At 46.1% G+C, this 21,009-nt stretch carries 21 protein-coding genes; 6 read left to right on the top strand and 15 right to left on the bottom strand.

The features are described from left to right. From VP504_RS23835 to VP504_RS23795, 9 genes are all read right to left on the bottom strand, one after another. Positions 1–738 (bottom strand): DUF1365 domain-containing protein, encoded by a 738-nt coding sequence (locus tag VP504_RS23835; RefSeq protein ID WP_325894508.1) that lies wholly within the window; start codon positions 736–738, stop codon positions 1–3. After that, entirely contained in the window at positions 735–2,027 is a 1,293-nt protein-coding gene (locus VP504_RS23830) for an NAD(P)/FAD-dependent oxidoreductase (RefSeq protein WP_325895434.1), read from the bottom strand. Before VP504_RS23830 ends, VP504_RS23835 begins: the two co-directional genes overlap by 4 nt. Beyond that, positions 2,027–2,755: an SDR family NAD(P)-dependent oxidoreductase gene (locus tag VP504_RS23825; protein WP_325894507.1), complete on the bottom strand. Its 729-nt coding sequence runs from the start codon at positions 2,753–2,755 to the stop codon at positions 2,027–2,029. Before VP504_RS23825 ends, VP504_RS23830 begins: the two co-directional genes overlap by 1 nt. Further along, positions 2,752–3,201 carry a nuclear transport factor 2 family protein gene (locus VP504_RS23820; protein WP_062711445.1) on the bottom strand — a complete coding sequence of 150 codons (450 nt, stop codon included), beginning with the start codon at positions 3,199–3,201 and terminating at the stop codon, positions 2,752–2,754. Before VP504_RS23820 ends, VP504_RS23825 begins: the two co-directional genes overlap by 4 nt. Then, positions 3,198–4,649, bottom strand: a complete 1,452-nt coding sequence (phrB, locus tag VP504_RS23815; protein ID WP_325894506.1) for a deoxyribodipyrimidine photo-lyase — start codon at positions 4,647–4,649, stop codon at positions 3,198–3,200. Before phrB ends, VP504_RS23820 begins: the two co-directional genes overlap by 4 nt. A gap of 12 nt (positions 4,650–4,661) precedes the next feature. Then, on the bottom strand, positions 4,662–5,501 hold the full coding sequence (locus VP504_RS23810; RefSeq protein ID WP_325894505.1) for a MerR family transcriptional regulator: 840 nt from the start codon (positions 5,499–5,501) through the stop codon (positions 4,662–4,664). Beyond that, positions 5,491–6,450 carry a YbgA family protein gene (locus VP504_RS23805; RefSeq protein WP_325894504.1) on the bottom strand — a complete coding sequence of 320 codons (960 nt, stop codon included), beginning with the start codon at positions 6,448–6,450 and terminating at the stop codon, positions 5,491–5,493. Before VP504_RS23805 ends, VP504_RS23810 begins: the two co-directional genes overlap by 11 nt. A 172-nt stretch (positions 6,451–6,622) precedes the next feature. After that, entirely contained in the window at positions 6,623–7,627 is a 1,005-nt protein-coding gene (sbmA, locus tag VP504_RS23800) for a peptide antibiotic transporter SbmA (protein WP_062711456.1), read from the bottom strand. A gap of 280 nt (positions 7,628–7,907) precedes the next feature. After that, on the bottom strand, positions 7,908–9,431 hold the full coding sequence (locus VP504_RS23795) for an EAL domain-containing protein (protein WP_325894503.1): 1,524 nt from the start codon (positions 9,429–9,431) through the stop codon (positions 7,908–7,910). Between the two features lie 713 nt (positions 9,432–10,144). Between VP504_RS23795 and VP504_RS23790 the strand changes: the two genes are divergently transcribed. Next, positions 10,145–12,226, top strand: a complete 2,082-nt coding sequence (locus tag VP504_RS23790) for a putative bifunctional diguanylate cyclase/phosphodiesterase (protein WP_232314453.1) — start codon at positions 10,145–10,147, stop codon at positions 12,224–12,226. Positions 12,227–12,261: 35 nt separating this feature from the next. Here the strand turns inward: VP504_RS23790 and VP504_RS23785 are convergent, their stop codons facing one another. Genes VP504_RS23785 through VP504_RS23775 form a run of 3 tightly spaced genes read right to left on the bottom strand, consistent with a single transcriptional unit; the run spans position 12,262 to position 13,788 of the window. Further along, on the bottom strand, positions 12,262–12,810 hold the full coding sequence (locus tag VP504_RS23785; protein WP_062711591.1) for a YaeQ family protein: 549 nt from the start codon (positions 12,808–12,810) through the stop codon (positions 12,262–12,264). A gap of 13 nt (positions 12,811–12,823) precedes the next feature. Further along, positions 12,824–13,135: a GIY-YIG nuclease family protein gene (locus VP504_RS23780; RefSeq protein ID WP_062711460.1), complete on the bottom strand. Its 312-nt coding sequence runs from the start codon at positions 13,133–13,135 to the stop codon at positions 12,824–12,826. Between the two features lie 14 nt (positions 13,136–13,149). Then, positions 13,150–13,788, bottom strand: a complete 639-nt coding sequence (locus tag VP504_RS23775) for a YceH family protein (RefSeq protein WP_062711461.1) — start codon at positions 13,786–13,788, stop codon at positions 13,150–13,152. Between the two features lie 273 nt (positions 13,789–14,061). On the opposite strand from VP504_RS23775, the gene VP504_RS23770 reads away from it, so the two are divergent. Then, positions 14,062–14,490: a bactofilin family protein gene (locus tag VP504_RS23770; protein WP_062711462.1), complete on the top strand. Its 429-nt coding sequence runs from the start codon at positions 14,062–14,064 to the stop codon at positions 14,488–14,490. A gap of 114 nt (positions 14,491–14,604) precedes the next feature. Continuing rightward, positions 14,605–15,039, top strand: coding sequence for a DUF3069 domain-containing protein (locus tag VP504_RS23765; protein WP_062664349.1), 435 nt, complete (start codon positions 14,605–14,607; stop codon positions 15,037–15,039). Positions 15,040–15,116: 77 nt separating this feature from the next. Here the strand turns inward: VP504_RS23765 and VP504_RS23760 are convergent, their stop codons facing one another. The 3 genes from VP504_RS23760 to nhaD all read right to left on the bottom strand — a co-directional run bounded on the left by VP504_RS23760 (position 15,117) and on the right by nhaD (position 17,449). Then, on the bottom strand, positions 15,117–15,395 hold the full coding sequence (locus VP504_RS23760; protein WP_062711463.1) for a peptidylprolyl isomerase: 279 nt from the start codon (positions 15,393–15,395) through the stop codon (positions 15,117–15,119). 54 nt (positions 15,396–15,449) lie between these two features. Beyond that, a complete protein-coding gene (locus VP504_RS23755; RefSeq protein WP_062711464.1) occupies positions 15,450–15,908 on the bottom strand; it encodes a dCMP deaminase family protein in 459 nt (152 codons plus the stop codon). 113 nt (positions 15,909–16,021) lie between these two features. Then, positions 16,022–17,449, bottom strand: coding sequence for a sodium:proton antiporter NhaD (nhaD, locus tag VP504_RS23750; RefSeq protein ID WP_325894502.1), 1,428 nt, complete (start codon positions 17,447–17,449; stop codon positions 16,022–16,024). 741 nt (positions 17,450–18,190) lie between these two features. On the opposite strand from nhaD, the gene VP504_RS23745 reads away from it, so the two are divergent. From VP504_RS23745 to VP504_RS23735, 3 genes are read left to right on the top strand one after another with little or no spacing between them, the layout of a single operon-like run. Further along, positions 18,191–19,159: an ABC transporter substrate-binding protein gene (locus tag VP504_RS23745; RefSeq protein WP_325894501.1), complete on the top strand. Its 969-nt coding sequence runs from the start codon at positions 18,191–18,193 to the stop codon at positions 19,157–19,159. An 18-nt stretch (positions 19,160–19,177) separates the two neighbouring features. Beyond that, entirely contained in the window at positions 19,178–20,089 is a 912-nt protein-coding gene (locus VP504_RS23740) for an ABC transporter permease (protein WP_325894500.1), read from the top strand. Continuing rightward, on the top strand, positions 20,086–20,880 hold the full coding sequence (locus VP504_RS23735; protein WP_062711471.1) for an ABC transporter ATP-binding protein: 795 nt from the start codon (positions 20,086–20,088) through the stop codon (positions 20,878–20,880). The genes VP504_RS23740 and VP504_RS23735 overlap by 4 nt, the downstream gene beginning before the upstream one ends. The last annotated feature ends 129 nt before the right edge of the window (positions 20,881–21,009 follow it).

Below are 21,009 nucleotides of genomic sequence, written 5' to 3'. Positions count from 1 at the left end.
TTACTCCTTTGCCTGCGCAGGATGACCGTAAAATGGCGCGCCTTTTATCCAGAGTTTTAGCGCTTGCCAGTAAATAGAAAACACGACTTTCACCGTCATGACGGGAGTTCGTGCAATCAGCTTGATGAGCTCAGACGACGTAAACGGGTTCCTTTTCATCGCGAGCGTTGCGTCGAATTCCCTGTTTTCACGATGAGTTTCCAAATGTACGAACGCTGTCTTGTCGACAGGACGTAATTTCCATACATACGTTTGCTCTATGGGATTAAAGGGCGAGACATGAAATGCTTTACTGTTCTCCCAGTGCTTTCCCGCTGGGATTGCATAGTAATGTCGCTGATTCCAGGGCGTGTTGCTAACCTCAGCAAGCAAATAGACCCACTGCCCCTTATCATCGTAAAGGTAATAGAAATTCACCGGGCTGAAGTAGAGGCCAAAATAACGGAGGTGGCAAAGAGCCAACACCTTACCGTTGTAGCGTTTTCCAGTCAGTGCAAAGACCTTCTCCTGAACCGATTTTTTGGTATCTTCATGCCCTTCCATGTAGTCAGGTCGGTGAAAAGCAGCCATTCCCCACTTTTTAGTCGTGAATCCCCTCACCGACTCGGCCAGTTCCTCGACTTCATCTAAATCGATGAGCGGCATAAACATCGGGTAAGAGAACGCATGTTCCACTGGCATAAAGCGACGATGACGGACACTCCCGACAAATAAGCCACTCAGTGAATCGCTGTTCATGACGCTGTCCGAAGTGTCATTAGTTCTACGTTAGAGTTAATTCCCTCCACCACATCAAGTGCACTTCGGACACCGTCTTCATGGAAACCGTTGTACCAATAAGCGCCACAGAACCAGGTGTTGTTAATGCCCGATATCAGTTCGCGTTTATTTTGAGCGGCAATACATTTCTGGTCGAATACAGGGTGGGCGTAGACAAACTGTCTTAGAATTTTCGACTCGTCTATGTTCTCGGTTTGGTTAAGGGTGACGCAAAAGGTTTCAGGCGATTTTATGCCCTGGAGAATATTCATGTTATAGGTCAGTGCAGCAGGGCGTGATTCAAGGCCATCGTTTTTACCAAGGTGGTAGTTCCAACTCGCCCACGCGGCTTTTCGCTTTGGAAGCAGTGTCTCATCAGTATGCAGAACAACATCATTGTCTTGATAACTTATATCGCCTAGTACCTCGATTTCATTTTTAGACGGGTCTGCTAAGAGTGCCAATGCTTGATCACTGTGACAGGCGAATATGACCTTATCAAAGTATTCATCGCCTTTGTCAGATTCCACCACAGCGTGGTCGAAGTAGCGGAAAACCCGATTGACGCGCGCGTTTAAACGGATGCTGTTTTCAAAGGGAGGCACCATCTTTCGCACATACTCACGAGAACCGCCGGGCACGACATACCACTGGGGGCGGTTAGCTACTTCAAGCAGGCCGTGATTGGCAAAAAACCGTAAGAAGAATTTCAATGGGAATGCACGCATGTCAGACAATGTTGAAGACCAAATTGCTGCCCCCATCGGGAGAATATAATTCTGGCAGAAATAATCGCTGAACTTGCGTCGCGTAAGGAAGTCTCCCAAAGTTTGCTCTACGAGCGGGTCACCATGGGTAGACACGGCGTACGCTTCTCGCGCCTCTTTATTAAATCGCAAAATTTCAGAGATAAATTTGTAGAATTTTGGATTAAGCAAATTTCGCTTTTGCGCAAACAGCGATGTCAGACTGTGTCCATTGTATTCAAGGCCGTTGTCATCGTTATGAACACTGAAGCTCATCTCAGTTTCTTGCTCACCAATCCCGATATCAGCCATTAGTCGTTGGAAGTTCGGATAGGTACGATCATTGAACACGATAAATCCGGTATCTATCGCATAGTGCCCACTGGCAACTTCGACATCAACGGTAGCGGTATGACCACCCACGTAGTCATTGAATTCAAACAACGTGATGTCGTGCTCTTTGTGCAAGTAGTGGGCACATGTGAGGCCTGAGATACCCGAGCCGATAATTGCGATTTTCATCATGCTTTCCTTGTTATTTTTCTTACCAGCGCCAGTTGAATTGCCATTGGCAGTGAAGACAAAAACTTTAGGAAACAAGTGAACTTCTTCGGAAAGTGCACTTCGGCTTTCTTTTTCGCCAAGCCATGTCGGATTGATGCGGACGCCTCTTCAGGCGTTACGAGCATCGGCATAACGAAATCGTTTTTGTCAGTGAGTGGCGTTTTTACAAACCCAGGGGAAATAAGTGACACGGAAATGCCTTTGTGTTCCAAATCTACTGAAAGCGAACGAGCTAGGTAGGAGACAGCCGCTTTCGACGCACCGTATGCTTCAGCTCTTGGTAAGCCGAGATAAGCTGCGGTAGAACCCATTAGCGCAAGGTGGTTGCCCTGCTGGAAATTGGCCTGAAGCGCTTCTATACAGTTCAGGACCCCAAAGAGGTTGATGTCGAAAACGCGTTTAAATAACGATACGTCAATGACGCCGAAGTCGATGTATTCACAGGTGCCTGCATTTAAGATGATCAGGTCGTAGGATAAGCTGTCGTTTGACAACGCTGCTTTCGTCGCCTCGGTATTTGTCGCATCGAAACTAAGTACTGTTACGTTGTCACGACCCTCAGCCCAAGTTTGAAGCGCTATCACATTGCGACCACAGGCAGTCACGTCCCAACCGTCGCCGGCATAGTCCTTTGCCAGTTGCAACCCAATACCCGATGTCGCCCCTGTGATGAGTACACGTTTCATTGGCCAAGTCTCTTCTTGATGATACGAACCGCTATGCCCAAGACTGGCAACGCTTCATAAAGCATTTCTCCCAAGTCGAAGTAGTCGCGGTGCAAAATGACGCGACCTTCTTTTAACACCAAACGTGTACACCCGTTAACAGCCCTTTCCGCACCACCTTCCAGCTTTGGGTGAGAGAGTGTCATCGTCCAACTAATAAAGGCGACCTCTCCGTTTACAGCGTGATCGTGAATATCGAAGCGGCAGTCGGTGACATTGGCGTACATGGTTTCAAAGTATCGCGAAAGGTTGTCATATCCTTCAATACGATGTGCAGGGTCCTCAAATACGACATCCTCACTGTAAATCTCTTCCAGTGTGCTGAGGTTATCCTTGCGGAGCGAAGTGTAGACAGTGATAAAGCGGTCTAACGCGTCGCTGTGGGATGTCGTTGCTGCATGTATCATGATTCGGCCCTATGCGTGCTCTGGTAGTTTTTTGCCACCTCGAACATTTGGATGGCTTTTTCCCTCGCCGCCTTGTGGTTAACAACCGGCTTTGGATAAGAGAGTTCAATTCCGTTTTTTTCAGCCCAAGCGTGTGGCTCATGAAGTGACTTGTCTGGAACTGACTCCAGTTCTTTCAACCATCTACGGACAAAGCGCGCATTAGGATCAAACTTCTTGCTTTGCGCCGTTGGGTTAAACACGCGAAAATAAGGTTGGGCATCGGTACCAACAGATGCCGACCACTGCCAGCCACCGTTGTTAGCAGCAAAATCACCGTCGATGAGCTTACTCATAAAATACTGCTCACCCCATCGCCAATCGATATGTAGGTCTTTCACCAAAAAGCTTGCCACGATCATGCGAAGGCGGTTGTGCATCCACCCAGTGTCGTTCAACTGATGCATTGCAGCATCAACGATTGGGTAGCCCGTACGGCCTTGCTTCCAACGCTCAAACAATAGCTCATCTTGACTCCACTCGATCGAATCTGTCCATTCAAGAAATGCTTTGCCTTTGCTGATATCGGCATATGCCGCAACGATGTGCTGGTAGAACTCACGCCACACTAACTCTGACAGCCAGACATTTGCACCACCGGAGCTTTTGTCGAAACAATGAGGTTCTTCCACCAGCAAACGAGCCAAACACTGGCGAGGAGAAATAGCGCCAATAGCCAAATATGGCGAGAGTTGACTAGTGGCAGGGATAGCGGGGAAATCCCTTGTCGATTCATACTGTTCGACACGATAACGGCAAAAGTCTCTGAGTCGCTGTATGATGGCGCTGTCATCAATCGGCCAACCAACAGAGTCTACTTGGGGATATCGCAGTGAAATACTGCACGCTTCGCTAAGAAGCGATGAAGTAATGACATTGGTTTGGACAGGTTCAGGCGCGTTCAACGGTGATAAATCTGCCTGCATAGCCTTTGCTATCCACGCTTTTTTGAATGGCGTAAAAACTCGATACGTATTACCCGCTCCATTGGTCACTGTCCCCGGAGCAAAAATACACTTGTAGTCAAAGCTGTGAAGCATTGTTCCTGTTAAGCTGAGCATGCCTGCAATCGAATTGTCGCGGTCCACTTCATCAGACTCGTAATCCTTTGTGCAGTAGATATCTGCAATCTGATATTGCTGGCAAAGTTGCGCCAAAGACTGGTTAATATCTTTAAACGTATCAACAGATCGCACAATTAAAGGAACATTTAGTGCTTTTAGTTCTTGCTTAAGAACAGCGAGGCGGCGATGGATTAAATCGGCCTGAATCGGAGCCATCCGATGCGCACGCCATTGGATCGGTGTTTCGAAATAGATAGCAATAACAGGCTCACCGTTTCGGCAAGCTTCCGTCAAAGCAATGTTATCTTTAATCCTTAGGTCTCTGCGGAACCAAACCAGCTTCATCTTCACGCTCCCTTAAACATTACTTGGGGTTTTGTTGCAATCTACTGCGCTTGCCATTGCAAGTTCTGGATAAATCTTCTTACATTCACCTGAAATTTCTATATCAATAGACGGTAAAACAACAAGCTCAGCAATCTCCCGTCTCATCACTGGTGTGAAAGCCTGATCAGAATGAATAACAAAACGCTTCACACCTTTTTCCACCAAGCTACTGCATAGAATGGACAAACCGGAACCTATTCCATCCAAGGTTGTGACGACGTAACCTTCCGACTGCAGCAAAAGTGCTTTCAGGTAGAAGTGATAACTTTGGTCCCTTGAAATACTAACAATCCAACAACGGTCCTTACCTTTCACTTTCTTACTCATAAGCAAACAGTGGACCAGTACGCTAGTCAGTTCAGCACGCCATATCTGCGCAAAAAGAACTCCAGCTTCCGAGGATTGCGCGTCAAACCAATCGGTTAAAGGTTGAAACAATTTCGCTTCAAGCACGTGAATGGGATAGGTTTTGGTCAGCTCATAGAGGCGTGTCTCCAAACCTTTCAAATCTAAGCTCATCACAAGGGCTTTTAACGTATCAAACTCCGGCAAGTTTTCAGTTTTTGCAAATTGACTAGGGTTTGTCCCCAAGAGTTCCTTGACTTGGCTGACGGGAACTCCCTTGTCGAGCCAAGAAAGGATTTCCCGAATGTGTTTAACATCCTGCTCCGAGTAGAGTCGGTGGCCTTTAGGTGTTCTTTTCGGGGTGATAAGGCCATAACGACGCTGCCACGCACGCAAAGTCACAGAGTTCACTCCCGTATGTTCTGACACTTCGCCAATGGACAGCATTTTTTCTTTAGAGTCCATATCGTAATCTCAGACTATCCGGATAAGGATGCAGGTAGCTTTGTTGTTGTAAATAAGCGTCCGGGTTTTGATTGAGGTGATGATTGATAAGGGTCAACGGGGCCAAGAGGGGCATAGTGCCCTTTCGGTAAGCATGTATTAAGTCAGCAAGCTCCGCTTTTTGCTGCTTATCAAGCGCACGCTTAAAGTAACCTTGGAGGTGCATAAGCACATTCGTGTTATTTTTACGAGTAGCACGTTTGGCAATAGCCTGCATGAATCGGGTTCGGTATTCGGTGAAAAATTCGTTAATATCGTGGTTGGCGATATCCGCCACAAATTTGCCTAACGCCTTGTAATCCGAGGGCGAGTGAGCCATTAAAACCAGTTTGTAGCGAGAGTGAAAAGCTACGATAGCATGGCGTGTTACTCCGTCAGCCACAGAATCATAGAAATCTCGTAGAGCGAAAATGCGGAAAACAAAGTTCTCTTTGAGTATCGGGTCATTCAGGCGGCCATCCTCTTCTATTGGAAGCCAAGGCATACGCTTCATGAGCGCCTGGGTGTAAAGACCAACTCCAACTTTTTCTGAGGCCACATACCCGCTCTCCCTATACACCTTGACTCTTTCCATGCCACACGTAGGCGACTTCGCGCAAACGACGTAGCCACAAAGCTCTAAACCCGATAGGTGCTCTGCTTTGTCTCTGCTGAACTTGGCCATTTTCTCTGTGTAGTCGGCATCGGCGTCTTTCGTTTCCACCAAACGCACACCGATTGGCTCTCCACGGTCTAGCAAACGGATAGTTGGGCGCGGGACGGGTAGGCCTATGCCGACTTCTGGGCAAACGGATACAAAGTCAACGAAAGGCTCTAGCTCGCTGGCCACAAAGTGGCTGCGTTTGTGTCCGCTGTCAAAGCGAACTTTATCGCCAATGACGCATGAGCTTACGCCGATTTTGATAGTCATGATGTTGCTCCTAGTTGTACACGTTTTACTATTTGTACAACTTAAGCATAGGGAAGGATCACTCTTGTACAAAAAATATTTTCTGTACAAGTTGATAAATTGAGCAAAAAATAGAAAGGCACCTCTCCTATTGCAATGAGAGGTGCCTGTCGCATATGGAGCGGTTCTTCAGTTAACCAGTTGCCGCTGATTTCTCTGCTTCAATAGCTAAATCGATTTGTTCTTCGAAACCTTTTAAGCGCTTATAAATAGACATCAGCTCAACAATCGTAGACCAAGAGTTCACCAGAAACTGGAATGAATCCTCAACCTTGCCAAACGCTCGGATAATTTGCTGAAGCACACCCAAGGTAACTGCACCGGAAACAATCGTTGGACCAAGTGCAATGTAAGGTACGATCACTGCTCCCTGTAAATATGACCATTTCGCAATATCGAAATACAAGTAATGGCGGTAGAGATTGAAATAGTTGCGTCTGACGTTGGAGAACAACTCCCTGAGCGACTCAGGCTCTGCGCGCTCTGCATGGTCTTCGCCAAACACCAATTCTTTTCTGTAAGCAGCTTCAACTTTCTGGTTGTTAAACTCCAACCCCGGTAGTTTGATGCCCACAACCGCCAGTAGCACGGTACCAAACAACGCAGAGAGAATAGCAAGGTAAACGAGGGAATGAGCCACTTCGCCAATCCATGGTAACTCAGTAACGTTTTCACTCAGTACCCAAAGGATGGGCAGGAAGGCAAAGAGTGTCATTATCGAGCGCATAAAGCTCACACCTAACGACTCCACAATTCGGGCAAAACGCATCGTATCTTCCTGAATACGCTGTGATGCCCCTTCAATATGGCGAATTTTCCCCCAGTGCGAAACGTAATAATCATTCATAGCAGTCCGCCATCTGAACACATAGTGGCGAATGAAGAACTCCAACAAAACAGCGACCACAATATAGATCAGGGCGATATACAGAAAATCAATACAAGAATCTTGGAACTGTTCAAACGGCACGCTGTTGGGTTCGGAGAGCGCTTCCTGAATAAGGTTGTAGAAGGTTCCAAACCACTCGTTAATCCTAACATCCAGTTGTACCTTGTACCAAGTCACGCTGAGGATCAGCACTGAGCCTAGTATCGACCAATGAAACCAGCGCCTATTCAGAAAAAAAGATTTAAACATAAAACACTTCCTAAAACCCTGTTTGACTCTTTGAGTGTCTAAAACTCAAAGAGTTTCTCTTGCTTAGACCAAATCTATCTGAGGTCAATAAAATGAACGTCTTTCCAATCAGAATATTTCAAGTCTAGCCATTAGTCTGCTGATTTACGAAAAGATAAGAAATTGATCTCATTGATTATTCTATCACTTCAATGAGTATTTATTGATGAAGCTCACACCTTATGGAATTGTGTGAACTGAGTGACGAAATAGCGGCCGATCAGACCGCAATCGGGAGGGATTATTGAAGAGCCATGTTTTGAGTTTCAATGAGATCATCACTGTCAACAAGCTTGCGGAACACATCAAAGGGTACAGGATCTCCGAAATATGAGCCTTGCAACATCTCTACGCCTGACTTGATGAGATAGTCCGCCTGCACTTTGGTTTCGACCCCTTCCGCCACCACATGGAGCTTTGACTCGCGTGCAAAAGCGAGTATTGAATCAAGAATGGTGTTTTTAAAATCTTCCAAACCAATACCGTCAACAAACATGCGATCAATCTTAATCGTGTCGATGTTTAAGACATGAAGGTAAGAAAAAGCGCCGTACCCTGTCCCACAGTCATCGAGTTTGATAGAGATACCCTTGTCTGTCAGCGCTTCAATACAAACCGCCGCTTTGTTCAAGTCACCAAACTTTGTACGCTCAGTGATTTCGAGCGAGAGTAAATGTGGGTCCAACCCTGCCGCTTCGATTTTCCCAAGGATATTATCAGCGGTATCGAATTTCTCTAGGTAGCTTGGCGACACATTCACACTCACAAAAAAGCCCGAGGGAACCTGGATATCGTTCAAGTGAGCCAAAACATTATCAATCAATTGATCCGTTATCCGGTCAATCGAACCGTTCTGCTCGGCAAGCGGTATAAAGGTATCCGGCGGTATAAACTCACCATCACTTGCCCGCCAACGTACCAGCACTTCCGCACCCACTATCTTGTAGCCGTTGTCATGAGGCATCACTATCGGTTGATAGAATGGCTTTAGCGCATTAGATTCAATCGCTTCGTTCAATAAACCGGTCAGGCCCTTTCGCTCTGACTGATTTAGCTCCACACCAACAGCAATTAACACACCAAACAAAATCACCAGCCCCGCAAACAAGGTCACCAGATCTCCGACTAGGTACTCGACGCCATCTTCATTGATGTACAAACTAACGTTGAGGTCGCCATCAAGCTCAGCGCTATAAACTTGGCGATAAGGTAGGTCGTTGCGTTGATAGAGCGATATCTCCCGGCCGTTTACCTTTACCACCATGTATAAGCATTGGTTACAGCTAGAAAGGAAGTTTCGCGGCTGTTGAAAGATGAAGCGAAGCAACCCTTGTTCATTACGAAGTCGCATCTCTTCAAACTGATTATCACTCAAAATCAACGACACTTTGTCGAATATAATCTCATCCTCCGACGAGATGGAGATCATTTCTCGTCCAGCTTGATCGCTATTGTAAATTGAGCAGGAGCGCCCGTTTGGTAGATGAAGGTCCACATATTCAATAAACATGTTTTCGTCTTTCGCTTCACTCAACAGCTCAACATCGTCAATGTCACATTGATAGAGCAGGTTTTCTTCGAGTGATCGCATCTGCTCAAAACTCTGGCGATAGAGTTCTGAGTAGAGCTGTGATAGCACCGAAACATCTTCCTTTATCTTTTTCTTCACCAGCCAGTTAGAAACAGCAAACTGAGAAAAATAAGCAAAAAGAACAGAAAATAAAATTATTGATAGCGCTTTAACGTGTTTTCTGAGCCAAGCCACTGCGGCTCCTGTTGAATCCCAAATCATTGCTTCTAAGCATAGGATAAATATCAATGCAAACTTTGTAAAAATACGAGACTAATTCAAAATTATTCTCACGCTTTGCATAATCTCCAAAACGTACTGCTTCGTTAGAGAAACCTCTAATTTATCCATATCAATCATAAATAAAGCAGTTTCTTGGTGTTTAATTCTGCTGTTTAGATAGTTAAGGTTGAACTCACAATATTAACCACCTTAACCAACGATTTCGATTTAACCGCGTTTTTTCTCCATTCTTCGACGCCTTCACAAGGTCAAAAAAACAGCTCGTGTTGCCGAAGCGAGATCTTATATATCCAAATAAACTGAAGATGCTCGCATTCAGAGGGCATCAATGTGTTCAATTCGAGGCAAATTGCACGTAGAACAGTTGTTAAAGAATCAGATTCTTAAAACCATTGAGAGGTTCTGAGTTTCTGGGATTTTTATACTATTTCACATTGCTATCTCATATATATGACATAGACTTTATAAAGAGATACATGGCTCATTTATAAGGGTTAAATTTGCCTTCTGTACCGCTTCTTTCTGATAACATCACATCCACAGACTCCAATGCACCAAGATTTTTATCACTACTGGGCATTGTGGTGGTTTGCGTTTTTATCCTGATTTCGACCTTCACACTATATAAAAGTGCACTCTCACGGCAGATAGATCTCCAAAACCAGATGTTGAACGTAGAAGTGAACCGGGTTCAAAGAGCCATTGAGGTCAACTTACAGAAAGAAGCCTACTTTTTGGTTTGGCTAGCTAACGACCTTCAGAATAGAGGCCAAGTTGATCAAAACATTTGGAAAATTGCAACAACAGGTATTGAACGCACTTTTCCTTTTTTCTCTGGAGTCTACTGGCAGGATAAGGATCAGAAGATCCTCTATTCCACCCCCTCATACTTTGTTCCGAAACCGGTAGACAGTGCTTGGCAGATAGCACCTTCCGTCAGATTTACCAACATGCCTGTGCTTTCCCAACTCTCAACGTCAGATGTTAGGATTACGTCCGATGGCACAGTCTCAATTGAGATGCTTCACCCTGTTTTGTTTGAAGGTCGAGTTACAGGCTACTTGGGCGCTAGTTACAACATTGAACAAATGGTCAAAGCTATTGCTGCGGAATTTCTTCGCCCTGAGCAACATTTGGTGTTAAGTGATGGCTCCTCACCTTTTATTGGCGAGCTCCCCGATTTCAGTGGCGCGATGTTGAATACGGTTGAATTGTCGCCGCTTAATGAGCATTGGCAACTAACAGTCTGGCAACGACCTGAATCCGATCAGGTTTATTTTTCCCTACCTATGCTGATATTTCTGGCTGGATTAGTCGTGACTATTCTCGTTGCTATCTCGCTGTATCTTCTTGAGGTCAACATCATTGGCCGCCGCGCAGAGTCCAAAACAGTACATAAACTCAAGAAAGAAATCATTCAGAGGCGTGAAGTCGAAGCACAGCTCCAATTTACGGCGAATCATGACCCACAAACCCACCTTCCCAACCGATTTGCTTTGCAGTCGTATCTTGATCGCGCACTATGTTCTGAACAAGACATTGTGCTCATGTGTCTCTCTCTCGACAAACTGCGAGAGATAAATGATATGTATGGCCACATCGTGGCTGATCAGTTGGTTTTTGAAGCCGCCAAACGCTTTAAAACTGTATTACCCCCCCATGCTATTCTTGCCCGCACTAACCACGATCAATTTATGGTTACTTGCGCCGGTATGTCTCAGTTGGAAGCGGAAATGCAGGCTAATCAATTAAGAATGTGTCTGGAAGAAGAGTTCTACATCGAAGACAATGACATACTAACCAGTTGCGCCATCGGTATTGCGTATCGTTACAGTGATGATCTCCGTGCCGAAAATATGGTTCGCCATGCTGACACCGCCGCAAATAAAGCCCGTGCCCTCGGCAACCGTAAAGTCGTTGCGTACAACCAGACCATGCAAGATCAGCTCAATCACAAAAAAGAATTGGAGCGAGCGATTAGAAAAGCGATCAACAATGACGAACTAGAACTCTATTTCCAACCTCAGGTAGATTTACGCACAAGGCAGATTGTCGGTGTTGAAGCGTTGGTCAGATGGGAAGCAAAAAATGGTTCGGCAATAAGCACCGACATCATTATCAAAACTGCGGAAGAAACAGGCTTAATGCAGCGCCTTGGTCACTGGGTTGTCGATACTGCGCTCAAGCACTTCTCCCATATGCTGGATGAGCGCTGCGCGCCAAAATGTATCGCCATAAATGTGTCGGGACACGAGTTCCAAGACGGCTATCTGGCAGACTATGTGATCCGCTCAATTACCCGCTACGATATTCCACCATCCCGTGTCCAAATAGAGTTGACTGAACAAGTATTCATCGAGAACCTCGAGCGTAACCAGCACATACTTAACCGACTGACCACATCTGGCATCAGCCTCGCCATCGATGACTTTGGGACTGGCTATTCCTCGCTTGCTTACCTGAAACACTTTCCGGTTAATACGGTAAAAATCGACCGTGGCTTTATCAAAGATTTGCCGCAATCAAAAGATGATTTGGTTATTTGTCAGGCCGTCGTCAGCATGGCGAATTTGCTTCAATTGAAAGTGGTAGCGGAAGGTGTGGAGACGATTGATCAGCAAGAGTTACTGAGAAACATTGGATGTAACTTCGCTCAAGGGCACTATTACTACGCGCCTATGACCGCGGAACAACTGATGAAGGAACTCAAAAAACAAAGAACCGGGCGTTTATACCCGGCTTCTTGATTAGCAATGCCATCGCATATTGCAAAGCATTCTGGTTATGCCGTTGCAGCTTTCCAGACATCTGGTTGAATCGAGATGACTGAATCCCCTACTGAGAACCAAATCTGACCATCTTCGATGGTGGCCTGAATAGTCATGGTGCGACTGCTTGCTGCCGCAGCAGCGTCCAATACTTCATCAATCACGTTGATTATTGTCAGGTTCTTGAACGGAAACAGCTTGTTCAACATGTTATCTTTCCAAACACTAGCTGCGTTGTCGTCATAGGTAAACAACACAACTTCCTTTGCTTGTGTACAAGCTTTCTTCAGTCGTTTCTCATCAGGAAGGCCAAGTTCTACCCAGAGTTCAATTTCATCACTGTAGTTTTTGATCCAGAGATCTGGCTCTGTCTCTTCGCACAATCCTTTTGTAAATTGCAGACGCTCATCAGCGTTCATGGTCCATGCAAGCAGACGAAGCATCATACGCTGTTCAGTTTCTGATGGGTGCTGAGCCAGCGTGACTGAATGGTCGAGATAAACGCTTCTCGACATGTCAGCCACATTGATTGAGGCTTTATACACCGTTGCTTTAAGTGCCATGTTTATACCCACTCTAAAATTTGTCATTCAATAAGACCTGTATACGGCCAGGCTCTTTGCAAAGTTGTTCTTTTTCGCGTTTTGTTAGCCGCTTGATGTACCACTCCAGCGACATCGCCTGTTGTTTGGTTCCCACCTCATACGACCAGGCAAGTGTAAGAGGTTGTTTACCTCTCAAATACTTTGCAGTTTTCGTGCCGTTTTGCTGGTGCTCATCAAATCGACGTATGACGTCAGTGGTGACACCACAATACAAAGAGTTGTCGCGCGCACGAATGAGATAGACGTGCCAAAGAGGCACGTCATTGGAGGAAGTCAAAGTCATAATGTAAAGACGTGTTAGTCCTGGGTTTCCAAGAGTTGGTTTACCAACGCTTTCAGTTCCGCGACCTCACTTTCTAAAGCTTCGACACGGTCAGCCAAAGCACCTTCTTGCGGTTTGGATGAGAATGAAGGCGCAACAGTTTCAGTTGGCGCTTCCAAGCCAAACAGGTGCACATAACGGCTTTCTCGTTTGCCAGGCTCTCTTGGAAGTTGCGCTACATAGCCCTTTTCGATCATGCCGCTGAGTGCTGATTCGACCTGGCTCATATCGCTGAACTCACACAAGCGGTTTGTGCGGGTACGAAGCTCACCCGGTGTTTGCGGGCCACGCAGAAGCATCACACAAATAATGCCCTTTTCCTGCTCAGAAAACTGCAGTGAGCCAAACTCTGTGTTGCAGAATCTGTGTTGGTACTTGGTCACTCGACTACCGAAACCCTCCAGGTCGCTAATTAGTCGTTTGGATTTTAGCGACTCTACAGTATCGAGTACTTCCGCTTCGCTCAGCGTATAAACAGGTTCACGGTTACTTTTTTGGTTTGCTGCGGTCGTAAGGCTGTTGAGGGTCAAAGGATAGAGATCCGGCGTAGTGACTTCTTTTTCCAATAAACATCCTATCACTCGCGCTTCGAAAGTGTTGAGTTCAATCGCCATGGGAATACCTCAGTTAAATCCTATGCTGCGGTTTATAACAATCAACCAGTAACACGGCAACTGCACATATGTCTATTTGCCGTATGATCGAGGTAACTGCCGGAACTTTGTTCAATTTATGGAATGCTGAACTGTAAATCCGTCTTAGCCTTGTGATTTTGACTCAATGAAGAAAATTTTCTGTCACGTGATTTGCCAGTTTTCATATATGATCTGTCGCATTGTGGTTTTGCGGCATAGATTTTGTGCCGTTTGAAGTATCAGGAGAAAGTAATGGGTATGTTCGGAAAGAAGACAGCATCGAACCCATGTCTGTCACTTATTGCTAAAGAATGCCGGGTCATTGGTGAGTTTGATTTGGAAGGTGACATCCAGTTCGACGGCCAAGGCGAAGGCACCATCATTCACGCCCGAAACGTTGTTATCTCTTCTACTGGCCATTTTAAAGGCGACATTCGTGCAGAACATGTAACCATAAATGGCTATGTTGAGGGCACCTGTATTGCCCACGAAGTGAACATCCTGAGCTCAGGTAAAATGAAAGGTCAAATCCAAAGCGAGCAGCTTACCATCGCGAAAGGCGGATGCCTGATGGGCGAAAACAAGCTGAAAGACGAGCCTTCACTCAAAGTCGTAAACGAAGAGAAAAGTGTCTCTGACGAAGTAGCTTCTAAGCCGAAGAAAACTTCAGCCTCCGCTTAAATTCCTATTCTGATGCAATGATCAACAGTTGAATGCCCTATTCGCTTTCAACTGTTGACTTCATTGCCCAACATTATACGATCCGCGAAATTAAGTAATTTCGGAAGTACGAAGATGTCTGAACAAGCAAACCAAGCGCAAGAAACTGTAAAGCTGGAAGATCTATCTGCTGAGCTGCAGCAAGTGATTAAATACGAACAAGTTCCAGCTGAACTGTTTACCATGCTAGCTTCTATTCATGAAGCATCTGAAAGTGTTGTACGCGAAGCTTGGGATGCAATGCCAGCAAGTGCACAGAACATTCTTGATAATTTCGAGCAGTTTCATGCTCTGGTTAGCCTGAGCCAAAGCTACGCAGGTCTGGATTTCATGCAAGAAACCCAAGACATGAAATTCGATGACATGGATGACGAGCAAACCGCTGAATACAAAGCGGTATTGTTGGACAAACTTCTACACAACTGTGTGAAAGATCTGGTTAAGCAACTCAAACAAGCACGCCTGAAGCCAGCTATGAAGCGCGAATTCCGCGAAATCTTCACCAAGTAATTTCAGATTTGCCGCTCAACAATAAAAAAAGAGGTGACGCTGTCACCTCTTTTTTTATTGTCAAAGTAGTATATGCCTTATGTTCTGTAAAGAACCTTTACTACGTGCCAACCAAAGCGGGTTTTCACGATATGGGGCGTCAGCACTTCGGCGTTAAAACACACTTTATCAAACTGCGGAACCATTTGACCGCGTTTGAATTCGCCCAAATCGCCGCCTTTCTTACCTGACGAGCAGGTAGAGTATTTCTTTGCCAGCGTCTGAAACTTTGCGCCTTTCTTCAATTGGCTAACGATATCCTCTGCCTGATTCTGGTGTTTAACCAAAATGTGGAGTGCATGCGCTGTTTTGGCCATAGTTGTGCCCTTTGCTGCCTTCTTTCATTGGCCGCGGATTATATCGCCGCAACCCTAGCTAGCGTTAGTATTTTTCAATGCTTCGAGCGGCAGCCAAGTCACTTCTACACCCGCTTGTTTAAACATATCTGCGCTAACTTTTATTTTCTCTCCCCAGCGGGAAAGGAAATCTTCTGTCTGTTCTGGGCAGTGAACCTGCGTAATGCCAGTCTGTATAATCTTTGCCGCGCAGTTAGGGCATGGGAAATGCGTCACCCAGATTTCGCAGTCAGCAAGGTCTCGTTTGGCAAAGAGAATTGCATTTTCTTCAGCGTGTAGTGTCTTTAGTAGCTTCATTTCACGATCATCCGTGTCCGCACTGTCTGAAATGCCATGTGGATAGCCATTAAAACCGACAGAGACAATACGGTTACCTTTAGTAATAACGGCACCAACCTGTGTTGAAGGATCTTTGCTCCAAGAGCCGACAAGCTCTGCCATTTGATAGAAACGTACTGCCCACTTTGAGATCATCGCTTTTCCAATAAGTTACCCATTCGCAATACCGCTATTTTGCTTAATCCATAAGCTGAGCTCAACAAAAAAGCGGCCTTGAGGCCGCTTTCATAGTGAAATGCCGAAAATAACTAGAATAAAGACTCATTAATTACCAAATGGCACATGATTGCCGCCGCGTAGCCCAACATAATAACTGGGCTCCACTTCAAATGACCAAAGAAGGTATATTTTCCACGGGCCTGACCCATCAGCGCCACACCCGCAGCAGAACCCAATGACAATAAGCTGCCGCCTACTCCTGCTGTAAGGGTGACAAGAAGCCAATTGCCCATCGACATTTCCGGCTGCATTGTCAGCACGGCAAACATGACCGGAATGTTATCAACAAGCGCGGACAGTAACCCGACGATGATGTTGGCCCAAATAGGATCCCATTGCAGGTACATGACGTTGGAAATCGTTGCGAGGTAGCCAATCAAGCTGAGGCCCCCAACACACATTACAACACCATAGAAGAAGAGAAGGGTGTCCCATTCCGCATGTGAAACACGGCGGAATACATCGAACGGAATGACTGAGCCCAATCGTTTCAGTGCTGCTTCATCTTGCTTCGCCTGTGCGACTGCACGTTTTCTAGCCAATGAACGCGGTAATGTTTTGCGCAAATAGAAACCAAAGAATTGCAGGTAAGCCAGACCCATCATCATGCCTATCACGGGTGGGAAGTGAACGAGACCGTGGAAACCTACCGCCGTTAAAATGGTAAAAAGGAAAAGCACAATAATACGCTTAGCGCCGCGTTTGATTTCGACAAACTCGTTCACCACGTCTGGTTTATCTTTTGGAATAAACAAGGACATGATGAACGCTGGCACTACATAGTTGATGACCGAGGGAACAAACAACGCCCCAAATTCAGAGAAGCTAACCAATCCTGCCTGCCAAACCATGAGTGTGGTGATATCACCAAATGGGCTGAATGCACCGCCGGCATTGGCAGCGACAACAATGTTTATGCAAGCCAGATTGATAAATCTTGGGTTATCGCCACCAATTTTCAGTACTACAGTGCACATTAGAAGCGCAGTGGTCAGGTTGTCAGCAATTGGGGAGATGAAGAAAGAAAGGATACCTGTAATCCAGAATAACTGACGGAGATCGTAGCCCTTGCCGACGATCCAAGCTTTCAGACCATCAAACAGGCGTCGCTCTTCCATCGCAGAAATATAGGTCATAGCAACCAGCAGGAAAAGCATCAGCTCTGCATATTCGAGCAAGTTATGTTCTATGGCACTTTGTGCCACTTCGATTTCACCGGCGTTTGAATAAACAAGACCGAGCATCAACCAAATTAGGCCAGCCGCCAGCAGGACTGGTTTTGACTTCCTTAAATGGAGCTGTTCTTCGAGCATGACCAGAGTGTAAGCTGCTGCGAAAATGATAAGAGAGATATAGCCGACAACTGATTGGGTTAAATCTAGCGGGTTACTATTACCTGTACCAGCGGCGAATGCGTTACAAGAAAACAGCAACACAAACGCTATTAAACACTTCATCCTTGTGCCTCCAAGCGAATTTAAATGAATTTCGCGAGGGGCATTGCCGAGATACATGCTCGTTCTATACACTCACAGACGCAACGCCCCTAAATCATGACTCCCTGATATATATAGTTTTATTGTTACCCTTAGTGTGGACATGGGTCGGGAGCCTAATTGTCGCGGCCAAATGATAGATCTTGTTACAGAATAATGCAGAGTAAATTGTTTACTTTTCCGGCATAACCCACAAACCTGATTTTTTGCGCGTAAAGCGATGTTTCACTGTTGGTAAATGAGAGGATGATCGGCCATTTCAATTCCGAAAAATGCTATGGGCTCTTTCTAAGAGCCTGCCGTACCTACTCTTTCGATTTACAATGTAAAAATCCATGAGACGATCTACTCAGATCAAATTTCTTACAAAAAGCATAGGCAACCACTGCAAAGTAATTGTGACATATCATTCACTGCTTTATAACTTAACTAAGAGATCTGTCGCTGCTTAAATCACGACTATGAAGTGCATACCTTGGTATGCACAAACTTTAAACAACATTTACTCATGACTAGAAAAGTTATCTTATTTATAGGGTTAACAGGGAATATGCTAATAAGACCTCTGCAATCATGTAAACGGTCGTCTTAATCTGCAACTTTAGTGCCTGATTTAGCATCAGATTTTGGATATAACAATGGATTAACACTGGCGGAAAGATTGGGTGTAAAGCCCAGTCGCCAATCATCACGGAGAATGATATGAACGTGTCCAAACTACTTCTGTCGGCTTGCTGCGCCGCAACACTTTTAACTACCCCATTAACAGCAATGGCTGATACTGCAAAAGTGGCTGTTTCTCAGATCGTTGAGCACCCAGCACTTGATGCAACCCGCAAAGGTCTGCTGGATGGCCTAAAAGCCAAAGGCTATGAAGAGGGCAAAAACCTAGAATTTGTTTATCAAACTGCACAAGGTAATCCTGCCATCGCGGTACAGATTGCCCGCCAATTTGTTGGTGAGAAGCCAGACGTACTGGTCGGTATCGCTACTCCTTCTGCACAAGCACTGGTTGCGGCAACTAAGTCTATTCCTGTCGTATTCACTGCTGTCACTGACCCTGTTGGCGCAAAACTCATCAAGGACATGTCAAAACCAAATGCAAACGTGACAGGCCTATCTGACCTCTCTCCTGTGGCACAGCACGTCGCGCTGGCAAAAGAGCTTCTTCCAAACATCAAATCTATCGGTGTCGTCTACAACCCAGGCGAAGCCAACGCTGTCACTCTGGTTGAACTACTTCGCGAAGCTGCTAAAGCGCAAGGGCTGAAAGTTGTAGAAGGCACTGCACTGAAAAGTGCCGACGTTCAATCCGCAGCACAAATCGTCGCTTCTCAGGCTGATGCTATCTATGCACCCACTGATAATACAGTTGCCAGTGCGATAGACGGTCTTGTAGGTGCAGCTAATCAAGCGAATAAACCTGTTATCGGAGGTGCAACCTCATATATCCCTAACGGTGCTGTAGCTGCACTGGGCTTCGATTACTACCAAATCGGTGTTCAAACGGCTGACTACGTCGCTGCCCTGCTGAATGGCGAGGAAGTATCTGCGCTACCTGCAAAAGTAGCAGTAGGTTCTGATTTGGCGATTAACTTAAAAGCAGCTCAAAAACTGGGTCTGGAAGTGCCTCAGGCATTGCTGGACCGTGCGACAACCGTAGAAAAATAATAACGTCAGGAGCAGTACATGACCTCAATTGCCTTTTTTGGCACGCTGGAAGTAGGTCTGGTTTATGGCCTGGTCGCTCTGGGCGTATATCTGACTTTCCGGGTTTTGGACTTTCCGGATCTTACTGTTGATGGCAGCTTCCCTATGGGAGCTGCTGTTGCAGCCACTCTGATCGTTTCAGGTATTGATCCTTGGATTTCCACTTTTGCCGCCATCATTGCCAGCTCCATGACAGGTTTGATTACTGCATTTCTAACAGTGAAATGCGGGATCTTGAATCTACTGGCTAGTATTCTGACAATGATCGCCGCATTTTCTATCAATATCCGCATCATGGGACGCCCAAATATCGCATTATTAGGCGTGGATACCATTCTTACTCCATTTGAAAACATGGGCATTGACCCTGTTTACGCCCGCCCGCTGGTGGTTTTCGTTCTGGTTGTACTCAGTGCCCTGTTTGTTATTCGCCTACTCAGCAGTGACTTTGGTTTGGGTCTGAGAGCGACTGGTGTCAACGCCCGCATGGTGAAAGCACAAGGAGCAAGCACTGCCTTTTACACCTACTTTGGCCTCGCATTATCCAATGGCTTTGTTGGTTTTTCAGGAGCCCTTTTTGCCCAAACCAATAGTTTCGCAGACGTTACCTCAGGCGTGGGAACCATCGTTGTCGGCCTTGCGGCAGTCATCCTCGGCCAGACCTTGCTGCCAGGAAGAAAAGTCTGGGTGGCTGTGGTAGCCGTTATTCTTGGTTCGGTTTTGTACCGTTTGGCAGTTGCGTTTGCGCTCAGTTCCGGCATGTTCGGTTTGGAAGCATCCGACCTGAACCTTGTAACCGCTGTACTGGTGGCACTGGCGTTGGTTGCGCCGAAAGCGAAACAGCAGTACCAGAAAAATAAGAAAATGAAAGAAGCGGGGGTGGTGAAATGATCGAACTAAAAGACATTCAAGTCACCTTCAACCCAGGTACCGTATTAGAAAATCGCGCCCTTCGCAGTGTTTCGCTTACGGTCCCTGAAAACCAGTTCCTGACAATTATCGGTTCTAATGGGGCAGGTAAATCTACATTATTGGGTGCGGTATCTGGCGAAACGCCCATGGTTGGCGGTCGCGTGATTATCGACGGTACGGATGTGACTAAACAGCAGGTCCACCAGCGTGCTGCTCTCGCCGCCCGTGTGTTTCAGGATCCGCTAGCCGGCACTTGTGCTTCTTTGAGCATCGAGGAAAATCTCGCATTGGCCTATAAGCGAGGAAGTATGCGAGGCTGGAACCTTGCGCTGTCTGGCAAACGTCGGGATATATTCAAAGAGCGTATTTCCATTCTCGGACTTGGTCTGGAAGACCGTCTGGGCGACAGCATTGGCCTGCTTTCCGGTGGTCAGCGTCAGGCTGTGAGTCTGGTGATGGCAACACTGTCTGACAGTAAACTATTGTTGCTAGATGAACACACAGCCGCGCTTGACCCTAGAATGGCAGCCTTTGTTATCGATCTGACCAAGAAAGTCATCACAGAGTTTGGTTTGACGGCACTCATGGTGACTCACTCTATGAAAGATGCACTGGCTTGTGGCGATCGCACAGTGATGCTTCACCAAGGTGAAATTGTTCTGGATGTCGAAGGTAAAGAACGCACCAACATGGGTGTTCCGCAGTTACTGGAAATGTTCAGCAAAGTCCGTGGTGAAGAGCTTGCTGACGACAGCTTACTACTAAGCTGAGTGACATCTCTAAAGATGAATCTTAAAGGGCAGTTTCGACTGCCCTCTTGTTTTTATGCGGCAGTATTGGGCAGGATTTCAAACCTACAACGAGTAAATCAAGTCGATTGGTGACATAGTCAAGAAATA

Origin of the sequence: Grimontia sp. NTOU-MAR1, assembly GCF_035758505.1 — a bacterium.
Classification (GTDB): domain Bacteria; phylum Pseudomonadota; class Gammaproteobacteria; order Enterobacterales; family Vibrionaceae; genus Enterovibrio; species Enterovibrio marinus.
This window is presented reverse-complemented; position numbering and strand designations above follow the sequence as displayed.

What these genes read in the sequence shown, in the direction of transcription:
- VP504_RS23830 (WP_325895434.1), bottom strand. Translation starts at nt 2,027, where the DNA reads ATGAAAATCGCAATTATCGGCTCGGGTATCTCAGGCCTCACATGTGCC.
- phrB (WP_325894506.1), bottom strand. Translation starts at nt 4,649, where the DNA reads ATGAAGCTGGTTTGGTTCCGCAGAGACCTAAGGATTAAAGATAACATT.
- VP504_RS23765 (WP_062664349.1), top strand. Translation starts at nt 14,605, where the DNA reads ATGTCTGAACAAGCAAACCAAGCGCAAGAAACTGTAAAGCTGGAAGAT.
- sbmA (WP_062711456.1), bottom strand. Translation starts at nt 7,627, where the DNA reads ATGTTTAAATCTTTTTTTCTGAATAGGCGCTGGTTTCATTGGTCGATA.
- VP504_RS23790 (WP_232314453.1), top strand. Translation starts at nt 10,145, where the DNA reads ATGTTGAACGTAGAAGTGAACCGGGTTCAAAGAGCCATTGAGGTCAAC.
- VP504_RS23810 (WP_325894505.1), bottom strand. Translation starts at nt 5,501, where the DNA reads ATGGACTCTAAAGAAAAAATGCTGTCCATTGGCGAAGTGTCAGAACAT.
- VP504_RS23755 (WP_062711464.1), bottom strand. Translation starts at nt 15,908, where the DNA reads ATGATCTCAAAGTGGGCAGTACGTTTCTATCAAATGGCAGAGCTTGTC.
- VP504_RS23740 (WP_325894500.1), top strand. Translation starts at nt 19,178, where the DNA reads ATGACCTCAATTGCCTTTTTTGGCACGCTGGAAGTAGGTCTGGTTTAT.
- VP504_RS23785 (WP_062711591.1), bottom strand. Translation starts at nt 12,810, where the DNA reads ATGGCACTTAAAGCAACGGTGTATAAAGCCTCAATCAATGTGGCTGAC.
- VP504_RS23745 (WP_325894501.1), top strand. Translation starts at nt 18,191, where the DNA reads ATGAACGTGTCCAAACTACTTCTGTCGGCTTGCTGCGCCGCAACACTT.
- VP504_RS23820 (WP_062711445.1), bottom strand. Translation starts at nt 3,201, where the DNA reads ATGATACATGCAGCAACGACATCCCACAGCGACGCGTTAGACCGCTTT.
- VP504_RS23805 (WP_325894504.1), bottom strand. Translation starts at nt 6,450, where the DNA reads ATGACTATCAAAATCGGCGTAAGCTCATGCGTCATTGGCGATAAAGTT.
- VP504_RS23770 (WP_062711462.1), top strand. Translation starts at nt 14,062, where the DNA reads ATGGGTATGTTCGGAAAGAAGACAGCATCGAACCCATGTCTGTCACTT.
- VP504_RS23775 (WP_062711461.1), bottom strand. Translation starts at nt 13,788, where the DNA reads ATGGCGATTGAACTCAACACTTTCGAAGCGCGAGTGATAGGATGTTTA.
- VP504_RS23735 (WP_062711471.1), top strand. Translation starts at nt 20,086, where the DNA reads ATGATCGAACTAAAAGACATTCAAGTCACCTTCAACCCAGGTACCGTA.
- VP504_RS23825 (WP_325894507.1), bottom strand. Translation starts at nt 2,755, where the DNA reads ATGAAACGTGTACTCATCACAGGGGCGACATCGGGTATTGGGTTGCAA.
- VP504_RS23760 (WP_062711463.1), bottom strand. Translation starts at nt 15,395, where the DNA reads ATGGCCAAAACAGCGCATGCACTCCACATTTTGGTTAAACACCAGAAT.
- nhaD (WP_325894502.1), bottom strand. Translation starts at nt 17,449, where the DNA reads ATGAAGTGTTTAATAGCGTTTGTGTTGCTGTTTTCTTGTAACGCATTC.
- VP504_RS23780 (WP_062711460.1), bottom strand. Translation starts at nt 13,135, where the DNA reads ATGACTTTGACTTCCTCCAATGACGTGCCTCTTTGGCACGTCTATCTC.
- VP504_RS23835 (WP_325894508.1), bottom strand. Translation starts at nt 738, where the DNA reads ATGAACAGCGATTCACTGAGTGGCTTATTTGTCGGGAGTGTCCGTCAT.